This is a genomic window from Nocardiopsis rhodophaea (genome assembly GCF_039530945.1).
In the GTDB taxonomy this organism is placed as follows: Bacteria; Actinomycetota; Actinomycetes; order Streptosporangiales; family Streptosporangiaceae; genus Nocardiopsis_C; species Nocardiopsis_C rhodophaea.
The window spans coordinates 46,272-57,867 of sequence record NZ_BAAAPC010000010.1 but is presented as its reverse complement, the minus strand read 5'-3'; the positions used below and the strand labels follow the sequence as shown (position 1 = coordinate 57,867).

The 11,596-nt window shown below is 71.0% G+C and carries 8 protein-coding genes; 3 read left to right on the top strand and 5 right to left on the bottom strand.

The window, feature by feature from the left end:
- Positions 1–185 precede the first annotated feature (185 nt).
- The 3 genes from cofD to ABD259_RS12845 all read left to right on the top strand — a co-directional run bounded on the left by cofD (position 186) and on the right by ABD259_RS12845 (position 4,032).
- Positions 186–1,193 carry a 2-phospho-L-lactate transferase gene (gene cofD, locus ABD259_RS12855; protein WP_344102089.1) on the top strand — a complete coding sequence of 336 codons (1,008 nt, stop codon included), beginning with the start codon at positions 186–188 and terminating at the stop codon, positions 1,191–1,193.
- Positions 1,190–2,470, top strand: coding sequence for a coenzyme F420-0:L-glutamate ligase (locus ABD259_RS12850; RefSeq protein ID WP_344162497.1), 1,281 nt, complete (start codon positions 1,190–1,192; stop codon positions 2,468–2,470). The genes cofD and ABD259_RS12850 overlap by 4 nt, the downstream gene beginning before the upstream one ends.
- A gap of 320 nt (positions 2,471–2,790) precedes the next feature.
- A complete protein-coding gene (locus ABD259_RS12845; protein ID WP_344162494.1) occupies positions 2,791–4,032 on the top strand; it encodes a glycosyl hydrolase family 18 protein in 1,242 nt (413 codons plus the stop codon).
- Positions 4,033–4,122: 90 nt separating this feature from the next.
- Here ABD259_RS12845 and ABD259_RS12840 read toward each other — a convergent pair whose 3' ends face one another.
- From ABD259_RS12840 to ABD259_RS12820, 5 genes are all read right to left on the bottom strand, one after another.
- Positions 4,123–6,729 carry a bifunctional FO biosynthesis protein CofGH gene (locus tag ABD259_RS12840; protein ID WP_344162491.1) on the bottom strand — a complete coding sequence of 869 codons (2,607 nt, stop codon included), beginning with the start codon at positions 6,727–6,729 and terminating at the stop codon, positions 4,123–4,125.
- A gap of 340 nt (positions 6,730–7,069) precedes the next feature.
- The gene (locus tag ABD259_RS12835) at positions 7,070–8,275 is read right to left on the bottom strand and encodes a glycosyltransferase family 4 protein (protein ID WP_344102097.1); all 1,206 of its coding nucleotides are present in this window, start codon (positions 8,273–8,275) and stop codon (positions 7,070–7,072) included.
- 2 nt (positions 8,276–8,277) lie between these two features.
- Positions 8,278–9,162 (bottom strand): hypothetical protein, encoded by an 885-nt coding sequence (locus ABD259_RS12830; protein ID WP_344102099.1) that lies wholly within the window; start codon positions 9,160–9,162, stop codon positions 8,278–8,280.
- Positions 9,163–9,360: 198 nt separating this feature from the next.
- Positions 9,361–10,539: a glycosyltransferase family 4 protein gene (locus ABD259_RS12825; protein WP_344162488.1), complete on the bottom strand. Its 1,179-nt coding sequence runs from the start codon at positions 10,537–10,539 to the stop codon at positions 9,361–9,363.
- Entirely contained in the window at positions 10,536–11,354 is an 819-nt protein-coding gene (locus ABD259_RS12820; RefSeq protein ID WP_344102103.1) for a hypothetical protein, read from the bottom strand. Before ABD259_RS12820 ends, ABD259_RS12825 begins: the two co-directional genes overlap by 4 nt.
- Positions 11,355–11,596: the final 242 nt, after the last annotated feature.

Sequence of the window (11,596 nt, the reverse complement as noted above, 5' to 3'; positions counted from 1 at the left end):
CGGAGCGAACGGACCGGCGATCGATCCGAATCCGCACGGTACACCCGTGCACGTCCGCTCTCTGGTGGCCCCCGCCACCTGCCCCGCCGCCGTGTCGGCGGCCATCGCACCACCGCGCCACCTGCCCCCGCGGACACGCGGGCCACACGGCACACACATCACCACACCCTGCCAGACTTGACGTCATGCGGATAGTCGTACTGGCTGGCGGTATCGGAGGCGCGCGGTTCCTGCGCGGCCTCAAAGCGGCGCTCGGGATGGGAGCGGACACCACAGAGAACGATTCGACCATAACGGTCATTGGCAATACCGGCGACGACATCACCCTCTTCGGGCTCCGGGTCTGTCCGGATCTGGACACCGTGATGTACACGCTCGGCGGCGGCGCCAACGAGGCCCAGGGCTGGGGGCGCGCGGACGAGACCTTCGTCGTCAAGGAGGAGCTGGCCGCCTACGGCATGCAGCCGACCTGGTTCGGCCTGGGTGACCGCGATTTCGCCACCCACATCGTGCGCGCGCAGATGATGGCGGCCGGCTACCCCCTGTCCGCGGTCACCTCGGCCCTGTGCGACCGGTGGAAGCCGGGCGTGCGCCTCCTGCCCATGACCGATGACCGCGTCGAGACCCACGTGCTCATCGAGGACGACCAGGGCCGCCGCGCCATCCACTTCCAAGAGTGGTGGGTGCGGCACCGGGCCGCGCTGCCCGCCGAGCAGATCATCGGGGCCGGAGCCGCCGACGCCACGCCCGCACCGGGTGTGCTGGAGGCCATCGACGAGGCCGACGTCGTGCTGCTGCCGCCGTCGAACCCGGTGGTCAGCATCGGCTCCATCCTCAACGTCCCGGGGATCCGCGAGGCCGTGGCGAGGAAAACGGTCGTCGGGGTCTCCCCCATCATCGGCGGAGCGCCCGTGCGCGGCCACGCCGACGCCTGCCTGACCGCGATCGGGGTGGAGACCAGCGCCGAGGCCGTGGCCGAGCACTACGGCCCGGAGCTGCTGGACGGGTGGCTGGTCGACGAGGCCGACGAGGGGACGCGTGTGAAGGGCATCGAGGTCCGCTCCCGCCCCTTGTACATGAGCGACCCGGAGGCCACCGCCGCGCTGGCGCGGGCCGCGCTGGACCTCGCCCTGGAACTGAAGGAGCGCGAGCCGAGCGGAGAGCCCGGCGCGGGAACGGAGGCACGTTCGTGACGGCGGAGCTGCGGGTCCACGCGGTCACCGGACTTCCGGAGGTCCGACCCGGTGACGACCTGGCCGAGCTCATCGCGGGCGCGGCCGACCTTCGCGACGGCGACATCCTGGCCGTGACGTCCAAGATCGTCAGCAAGGCCGAGGGGCGCATCTACCGGATGGACCGCGAAGCGGCGGTCGACGCCGAGACGGTCCGGGTGGTGGCACGCAAGGGCCCGACACGCATCGTGCAGACGCGCAGCGGCCTGGTCATGGCGGCGGCCGGGGTGGACGCCTCTAACGTCGAGCCCGGGCATGTGCTGCTGCTGCCCGAGGACGCCGACGCATCGGCCCGCAAGCTGCGCTGCGCGCTGCGGGACCGGGTCGGCGTGCGGGTCGGTGTGATCATCACCGACACCTTCGGCCGCCCGTGGCGCAGCGGACAGACCGACGTCGCCATCGGCGCGGCCGGTATCGAGGTCCTGGACGACCTTCGCGGTTCCGCCGACAGCCACGGCAACGTGCTGGACGCGACGGTTAACGCCGTCGGCGACGAGATCGCCTCCGCCGCCGAGCTGGTCAAGGGCAAGATCGGCGGGGTCCCGGTGGCGGTGGTGCGGGGGCTGGAGGACCGGGTGACCGACGCCGACGGAGACGGTGCCGCCGCGTTGGTCCGCTCCGCCGACGAGGACCTCTTCCGGTACGGTTCGCGCGATGTGGTGCCGGCCCGCCGGACGATCCGCGAGTTCACCGCCGAACCCGTCGACCCCGGGGCGGTGCGCCGCGCCGTGTCCGCGGCGATCACCGCACCCGCCCCGCACCACACCACGCCGTGGCGGTTCGTGCTCGTGGAGTCGGCCGCGACCCAGACCCGGCTCCTGGACGAGATGCGGGACGCCTGGATCGCGGACCTGCGCGGCGACGGGTTCACCGAGGAGTCCATCGCCAAGCGGCTCCGCCGCGGCGACGTGTTGCGCAACGCTCCCTACCTGGTCGTCCCCTGCCTCGTGGCCGACGGGGCCCACCCCTACCCCGACGAGCGCCGGGCGGACGCCGAGCGGTCCATGTTCCTGGTGGCGATGGGGGCGGGCGTGCAGAACCTGCTCGTCGGCCTGGCGATGGAGGGCCTCGGATCGGCCTGGATCTCCTCCACGATGTTCTGCCCGGACGTCGTCCGGCGGGTGCTGGAGCTCCCGGAGGACTGGCAGCCCATGGGGGCGGTCGCCGTCGGCCACGCCGCCGCGCCTCCGAAGGACCGCCCCCCGCGCGACCCGGACGCCTTCATCGAGGTCCGGTGACCCCTCCGGCGCGCCGGAGGGGTCACCGGACCTCGCACTCGGCCCCCGGGGACGGCCGAAGCGGCGAGGTGGTGCGAAATCGGCACATCCGCCGCCGGATAGGTGACGAATCAATAGTTTAATCTTTTACTGAAAACTTTCTTTACGATTCCATTGACGCCGCAGCTGTCCTCGGCTTACGTTGCTCCCAATCCAAGATCCGGCCGGATCACGGACACAGCGCTCCGCCGCTCCGGCGGCGCCGGCCTCGCGCGGCCACCGGCTGTGTCCTGCCGTCCCGCTCTACGGATCATTCGGATACTGCGAGGAGCACATCCCCCATGCACGCTCCATCCAGACGCGCGGCCCTGCCGCGCTCGCTCTCCGCCGCCGCGCTTCTCGTGGCCGGCCTGTTCACCGCCTCGGCCCCGGCCACCGCCGCTCCCACTGCCGCTCCCGCTTCCGCTTCCGCTTCCGAAACGGAGCCCGCCGCGGCGCCGGGCGCCTCCAACCTCGGCGGGTGGCTCACCGGGTACTGGCACAACTTCGACAACGGCTCGACGACGCTGCGGGTCAGCGAGATCCCCTCCGACTACAACCTCATCGCGATCGCCTTCGCCGACAACCTGCCGGGCACCCCGGGCGGCATTACCTTCAACCTCGCCAGCGGCGAACTCGGCGGCTACACCGACGAGGAGTTCAAGGCCGACATCGCCGCGGCCCAGAGCGAGGGCCGCAAGGTCGTCATCTCCGTCGGCGGCGAGAAGGGCCACGTCAGCGTCGCCAACCCGGCCGAGGCCGCCAACTTCGCGGACACCACCTACGACCTGATGCGCGAATACGGATTCGACGGCGTCGACATCGACCTCGAACACGGGATGAACGCCCAGTACATGGAGCAGGCGCTGCGTTCCCTGCGGAGCCAGGCGGGCAGTGACCTGATGATCACCATGGCGCCGCAGACCATCGACTTCCAGGCGCCCACCTACGCCTACTACCAGCTCGCCGAGAACGCGCGCGACATCATCACCCTGGTCAACATGCAGTACTACAACTCCGGCTCGATGCTGGGCTGCGACGACCAGGTCTACGCCCAGGGAACCGTGGACTTCCTCACCGCCCTGGCCTGCATCGAACTGGAGATGGGGCTGCGCCCCGACCAGGTGGGCCTGGGGCTGCCCGCCGTCCCCAGCGCCGCGGGCGGCGGCTACCAGCCGCCGGACAACATCATCCGGGCACTGGACTGCCTTGAGGCACGGACCAACTGCGGGTCGTTCACCCCCGCCGAGGCCTACGGGAAGCTCGGAGGCGTGATGACCTGGTCGATCAACTGGGACGCCACCAACGGCTACCGGTTCGCCAGCACCATCCGGCCGCGCCTCGACGGTGAACCGGGCGACCCGGGCGACCCGGGCGACCCGGGCGACTGCACCGCGGCCGCGTGGTCGCCGACCACCGTCTACACCCGCGGCGACCGCGTCTCCTACGACGGCCGCACCTATGAGGCCCGCTGGTGGACCCGGGGCGACACCCCGGGAACCGGCGGCGCGTGGGGCCCGTGGAAGGACCTCGGCGCCTGCTGATCCCCACCCGACGCCGGCCCGACCGGGGTGCGTGCGACCTCCGGTCGGGCCGGACCACGTCCGTCGTACCGAGCCCCCGACCGGCGGCCCTCAGACCACGGGCAGGCGGGGCCGGAGCACGCTCTCGGCGACGCCGTCGTGCGCTTCGGCGACCGCCTGCCGCTCCACGCTGACCTCGCCGTAGGTGGTGGTGCGCTGGCGCAGCGGGCGCCCGGTGGGGGCGACCATCGCCCGGATGTCGCTGATGGTCTTGAACGACCCGTTGTCCGAACCGGCCATCCTGCTGATGGTCTCCTCCATCAGCGTCCCGCCCACGTCGTTGACGCCCCCCGCGAGCAGCTGGCGGCAGGTGTCCTCGGCGAGCTTCACCCAGGAGCACTGGATGTTGTCGATGGCGCCGTTCAGCAGCAGCCGGGCCAGCGCGTGCACCGCGCGGTTCTCCCGCACGGTCGGCCCGGTCCGGGCCAGTCCGGCGAGGTAGATCGGCGAGTTGGTGTGCACGAAGGGCAGCAGCACGAACTCGGTGAACCCGGGCCGGCCGTTGCGCTCCACCGACCGCTGCTGCAACGAGCGCAGCAGTTTGATGTGGGCGACCCAGTGCGCCGGGGTGTCGACGTGGCCGTACATCATCGTCGACGTCGTGGGGATGCCCAGATCGTGCGCGGTGGTGATGACCTCGATCCACTCCGCGGCCGGCAGCTTGCCCTTGGTCAGCACCCAGCGGATGTCGTCGTCCAGGATCTCGGCGGCGGTCCCGGGGATCGAGTCGAGCCCGGCCTCCCGCGCCCGCTCCAGCCACTCGCGGATCGACAGGTTGGTGCGGGCCGCCCCGTTGACCACCTCCATCGGGCTGAAGGCATGGACATGCATGTCCGGGACACGCTCCTTGACCGCCCGCGCGATGTCGAAGTAGGCGGTCCCGGGCAGATCCGGGTGGATCCCGCCCTGCATGCACACCTCGTTGGCGCCGGCGTCCCACGCCTCGGCGGCCCGGTCGGCGACCTGGTCCAGGGAGAGCGTGTAGGCGTCGGCGTCGGTGCGGCGCTGGGCGAAGGCGCAGAAGCGGCAACCCGTGTAGCAGACGTTGGTGAAGTTGATGTTCCGGGTGACGGTGAAGGTGACGTCGTCGCCCACGGCGTCCTTGCGGACGGCGTCGGCGAGGGAGGCGAGCGCCTCCAGCTCCGGTCCGTCGGAGTGCAGCAGCGCCAGCGACTCGGCGTCGCTCAGCCCCGCCGGGTCGGTCTCGGCGTGCCGCAGGGCGGCGCGGATCTCAGGGTCGAAGCGCCGCGGTGCGTCGGCCCCCGCCCCGGCCGGTGCCTGGGGCAGGCGCTCGCGCAGCTCGTCCCAGTCGCCGTACACGGCGTCGAAGTCACCGCGCCGGTCAGTGGTGCGCCCCTCGGTGTCGATTCCGGTGTGCAGATCGGTGCGGCCCGAGGCGGTCATCTGGGTCTCCGGCTCCTGCCAGGGGATGCCCACGACCGGGGCGTCCTCGTTGGCCAGGCCGGTAGCCGGGTCGGCCAGCGCGCGGACGTGCGGTGCCACCCGCGGGTCCAGCCACGGCTCGCCCTGCCGCACGTACTCGGGGTAGGCAGGGAGGCGTTCGCGCAGCTCGAAGCCGAGGTCGGCGCTGCGCTCGGCGAGCTCGTCGACCTGCGGCCACGGCCGCTCGGGGTTGACGTGGTCGGGGGTGAGCGGCGAGACGCCGCCCCAGTCGTCGATGCCCGCGCGCAGCATGAGCTCGTACTCGCCGCCGATGAGGTTGGGCGGCGCCTGGATCCGCATGCGGGGCCCCAGAACCAGTCGCGTCACGGCGATGGTGGCGGCGAGGTCACAGAGCTCGGCGTCGGGGCGGTGCATCATCGCGGTGTCGGGCTTGGCCCGGAAGTTCTGGATGATGAGCTCCTGGATCGCCCCGTACTCGCGGGCGGCGGAGCGCAGCGCGAAGATGGAGTCGGCGCGCTCGGCCAGGGTCTCGCCGATGCCGATGAGGAGCCCCGTGGTGAACGGGACGCTGGAGCGCCCGGCGTCCTGGAGCACGCGCAGCCGCACCTTGGGGTCCTTGTCGGGGCTGCCGTAGTGGGGTTGGCCGCGCTCGGTGAACAGCCGCTCGGAGGTGGTCTCCAGCATCATCCCCATGGACGCCGCGACCGGCTTGAGCCGCTGGAAGTCGCTCCAGCCGAGCACACCGGGGTTGAGGTGCGGCAGCAGGCCGGTCTCCTCCAGGATCAGGATGGACATGGCGCGCACGTAGGACAGGGTGTCGTCGTAGCCGCGCGCGTCGAGCCACTCCTTGGCGGCCGTCCACCGGTCCTCGGGCCGGTCGCCGAGGGTGATGAGGGCTTCCTTGCACCCCATGGCGGCGCCCTGGCGGGCGATCTCCACCACCTCGTCCGGGGAGAGGAAGGGGGCGTGGAGCTTGCCGGGGACCGTGGCGAATGTGCAGTAGTGGCAGCGGTCCCGGCACAGCCGGGTGAGGGGGATGAAGACGCTGCGGCTGTAGGTGATGACGCCGGCTCGGCCGGCCGCCTCCAGCCCCGCGTCGCGGACCCGCTCGGCATAGGTGAGCAGGGTGTCGAGGTCATCGCCTCGCGCGTGCAGCAGCACCTCGGCCTCGGCCGCGTCCAGTGCTTTTCCGTCACGTGCCCGCGCCAGCGCGCGGCGCATGGCCGACGCGGTGGGTTCCTGGTCGCCGTTCACTTCGCCCTCCGTTGGATGCCGTGCCCTTGAGCCCGGTGGCGCATCCCGCTTCCCGCACAGCAGGGCAGGAACGACCGATTCGCCTGCGGGGCGATCGGCGCCCGGTGGAGAGTCCCGGGCTGACGGTACTGCGGAGCGGGAACCAAGCGCGCGTTTCCTTTCCTTAGTGCATGTTTGTGGGCTGGGCCCAGCCCGGCTGGTGCCGATCATGTACGGATCGGTGGTTCGCCGAGCGGCTGAGCAGCGGGATCCAAGGGTCCCACTACTGGTCGAGGGGAGGGGTCAGGGGGTCAGGACTCCTCCGCCCATAACCGCCCACCCTACGCGCCAGTAGCAGGCCCTACCGCCGCCAGGGGCGCAGAATCCGCGACCACGGGGACCGCTTTCGCCGTTGCGACAGGTGACCGTCGAGATACCGCTCCCAGCGGGCGGTGACGGCGTCGATGTGGTACTCCGCCACCGTGGCGGCCGTGGCCGCTCCCATGCGGCGCCGCTCGTCGGCGTCCTCGACGAGTCGCAGCAGACCGGCCGACAGCGCGTCGACATCCTGGTCGGCGACGAGTAACCCGTTGTGGCCGTGGGTGATGAGCTCACGAGGGCCGAAGGGGCACTCGAAGCTCACCACCGGCACGCCTACGGAGAACGCCTCGACGATCGTCATCCCGAAGCCCTCCTGCTCGGAGCTGACGGCGACGACCGACGCTTTGGCGAACTCGTCGGTGATGGCGGGGGTACGCCCCATGAGGGCGACCCTGCCGTTGAGTCCGAGTTCGTCGATGGTGGCCCGGATCTCCCGTCTCTCCGGGCCGCGGCCGTAGATGCGCAGCTGCCACTCGGGGTGCTTGTCCGCGACGGCCGCGAAGGCTCGGACGAGGATCGGGTACTGCTTGACGGGGACGAGGCGCCCGGCGGTGGCGATGATGGGGTTGGTCAGCCGCGAGCTGGCGTACAGCGCGTCGGGAATGGGGTTGGGCATGGTCGTCGCCCAGCTGTCGGTCCGGCCGACGAAGGTCGTGTACGCGTCGCGGTCGGAGTCGGTGAGGACGGTGAGCCCGTCGAGGGCCGTGTGCACGTCGCGGATGTGCTCACGCACGTCGGCGGGCTGCTGGCCGAGGTTCTGGTGCTCCTGGCCGATGCGTAGGTAGTCCGTACGTCCGAACGTCGCCAGCAGGGAGTTGAGGCCAGGGTTGGTAGCCACGACGACGTCCGCCTCGACCCGCTCCAGGTAGCGCCGGACCTCGCGCTCGGTGGCGGCGTTGAAGACGTTGGCCCGCTCTGCCTCGCTGCCGGGAACGTGCGCGGCGGGCTGGAGTTCGAGCTCGGCGGTCTCGGGATCGGGGGCGGGGCGCTCGGTCCAGCCGCGGCTGTGGGTCAGCGTGTGCAGGCGGACCTTGGGGCTGATGGCGAAGAAGGGCTCCGCCGCGTTCTGCGCCAAGCTGACGATCTCGACCTCGTGCTTGTCCGACAGCCCGTTGGCCAGGCTGGTGGTCGCGCGGATCGTCCCGCCCATGCCGTAGATGTTGCCGATGAGGAAGGTGATGCGCATCGTCAGGCTGCCTCGCACAGCGCGCCGTCAGCGTCGTCGGCGTCGTCGGCGTCCTCGGAGGCACCGGCGCCCTCGCCGGTTACGGCGACACCCAGGAGGGACAGGCCGTCCTTGACCGTGTAGTAGGGGCGCAGCCCGATGGTCGCGGCACCGGCCGCGATCCGGGTCTCCCGGAAGCTGACGCGGCCCTTCTTGCCGACGATGTCGTCGACGTGGGAGCCGAGGCGCAGGTCGGTGTCGAGTCCGGGGACGCGCAGCCACAGGTCCCACTCGTTGTGGTCGCGGGCGTCGTCGTGAGCCTCGGCGAGGGGGCGCAGCGGAATCCGGCCCGCGAAGGAACGGCCGGTGAGCTCGGCGGGGAAGATCCGCTCCTCCCCTTCCCGGTGGCGGCCACGGATCACCAGGTGGGGGGTGGCGTCTTCCGAAGCGTCGGCGGAAGGCTCGGGGGCGTAGGCGAGGAAGCCGGCGACGGTGATCCGCTCGCCGAGGCTCCGCACGCGTCGCACTTCGGCGTGGGGGCGGACCGAGCGGACCTTCACGCGCAGGCGGCCGGTGGACGTGCGAACGGCGCTGAACGCGCGGGACCGGGCCCGGGACGCGTAGTCCTCGGCCTCGGCGGCGTCGTAGCAGGGGTCGGTGGTGAGGATCGGCCGCTGGGTGCCGTCCGGCCCCTCCCAGCGCAGCGCCCAGGTGCCCGTGGCGAGCCCACCGAGGTCGGCCAGGGCGCGGTCGCCGTCGGTCCGCAGCGGCAGGACCTCCTGGATGGCACCGGACTCCTTGAGCTTGCCGACCGGCTTGCAGACGAGGTTGGCGCCGGTCGGGTCCGGCGCGGCGGGGATCAGTTCCAGAACGTCGTCCGCTAGGACCCGGCTCGTGGCGACGCGCATAGTTCCCCCGACATCACAGAAATGGTCATTCGTGAACGATCCGACAAAACTAGAGAGGGGCGGTTCACGGCATCACCGCGGTCGTGCCAAGAAACCGCCAAGGATTTCCCCAAATAACGACATTCCACAGTAAAAGCAGGGCAAAAACACCTGCTGTGTTCGGGGGTGGTGCGGAAATCCCCGGCTACGGCGTCCGCATTATCCGAGTGACTTCGCGCGGCGGCGTTCGGCGAAGAACTCTTCCCACTGGTCGGTGATCAGCGAGATGTCGTAGTCGGCGGCCGAGCGCGCGGCCTCCTCGGCCATGCGCAGCCGCTCGTCCCGGTTCTCGACGAGTCGCAGCAGCCCGGCGCCCAGCGCCTTGACGTCTTGGGCGGGCACGAGCAGGCCGTTGCGTTCGTGGTCGATGATCTCCCGCGGGCCGTAGGGGCAGTCGAAGCTGACCGTGGGCACACCCACCGAGAAGCCCTCGATGATCGTCATGCCGAAGCCCTCGACACGGGAGCTGACGGCCAGCAGCGACGCCTTGGCCAGCTCGCCGGTCAGGTTCTTCGTACGGCCCATGAGGGTGACCTGGTTGCTCAGGCCCATCTCGACGATCTTCTTGCGCAGCTTCCCGTCCTTGCTGCCGCCGCCGTAGATGCGCAGCCGCCAGTCGGGGTGCTTCTCGGCGACCATGGCGAAGGCGTCCAGCAGCTTGGGGTACTGCTTGATCGGCGTCATGCGGCCGGCCGCGACGATGATGGGGTTCTCCTGCGTGGAGCGGGGGTACTCCGCGGCGGGCAGCGCGTTGGGCATGACGCGCAGCCAGGCCGGGTCGGTGTTGAGGAATTCCAGGTACGCGTTCCGGTCCGCCTGCGTCAGGACCGTCAGCCCGTCGAGCCGCGGATAATCCACCCCGATGCTGCCGCGCACGTCGCCCTTGTGTTCGGCCAGGTTGACGTGCTCCTGGCCGATGCGCAGCAGGCGTTCGGGCGCCCACCGGGCGATCAGAAGGTTGATCCCGGGCCGCGTACCCACGACGACGTCGGCGTCGGTCTGGCGCAGGTACTTGCGCAGTCCCTGGGCGGCGACGCCGGTGAAAGCGCCGTTCTGCTCGATCTCGGCGGGCGGGACCACCCCGCTGAGGCGGTTGAAGTGCCACCGGTTCAGCAGCCCGCGCGTGGTGTGGTGCGGCCCGCCGACCTGGGTGCCCAGGGGGGCCAGCGGCACCAGGCGGACGCCCTCGGGCACGGTGAAGAACGGCTTCTCCTGGTGCCGGGCGAGGCTGGCGATTTCCACGTCGTGGCGGGCGGCGAGCCCGCCGGCGGTGTTGAAGACGGTCCGGATCGTGCCGCCCATGCCGTAGGCGTTGGCGATGAGAAAGGAGATCTTCACTTTCCGCCCTTATCCGCCAGCGTCGCCAGGAGGGAGAGGTCGTCCTCCGCCGTGTAGTAGGGCCGGACGTGCACGGCGGGCTCTCCCAGCGTCGTGTCGGGGAAGACGAACTTCTTCTTCTTGCCGACGATGTCGTCGGCGTGCGCGGCGAGGCGCAACTCGGTCTGGGAGCCGTCCTCGCACAGCCACAGGTCCCACTCGTTGTGGGCGCGCTCGGGGTCGTGCGCCGCGACTATCGGGCGGAGCGGAATCTCGCAGGTGAAGCGGCCGTCAACGAGTTCGGCGGGCGCCTCCACCACGCCGGAGCGGGCGCGCTGGCGGGCGATGACCCGCGCGGAGGTGCTGCCGTCGCGCTGGGCGGTGTAGGCGAGAAGACCGGAGACGGTGACCGACGCGGCGCCCGTCTCGACCCAGCTCACCTCGGCGTACGGGGTGACCGCGCTGGAACGCAGCCGCAACCGCCCCCGCGGGTCGCGGATCGCCCGGAGTTCACGGCTGCGCGGACGGCGCAGGTAGGCGACGCGCTCGGAGATGCTGAAGCCGGGGTCGCGCGTCGCCACGGGGGTGGACCGCCCGTCGGCTTCGACCCACAGCACGTCCCACGTGCCGTCGTCGAGCTGGAGGCCGTTGAGGTCGGCGCGGACGCGGTCGCCCGCGCGGCGCACCGTGGTGATGGGGATGACGGCCTCGGGGTCACCACCGCGGCGCAGCGCCAAGGAGGCACTGCCGCCCGCCTCGGTCTTGTGGCCGTCGCTCTCGCGGAGACGGAGCTCAAGAACGTCGCCGCTGTCGACTCGACTCAACTCTGCCTGCACTGGCCCCCCACAGCCCATGAGTGTCCCGCGCGCCCCACGCTGCTCGGCGTGGATCACGCTGGCGCCCGATGGTTGGATCATTTCGACCGTGAACGGGACGGTCCGCGCATCAGTGGCGTCGTCGCGCAACCATCCCCCGATGGCGCGTCCGCCCCACCTACGCCTTGAACCGTACATTTCCGCTTTTAAAGCGCAAGTAAGAAACTGCCCGCACACACGCCTGGAATGTGATCTATTCCGTC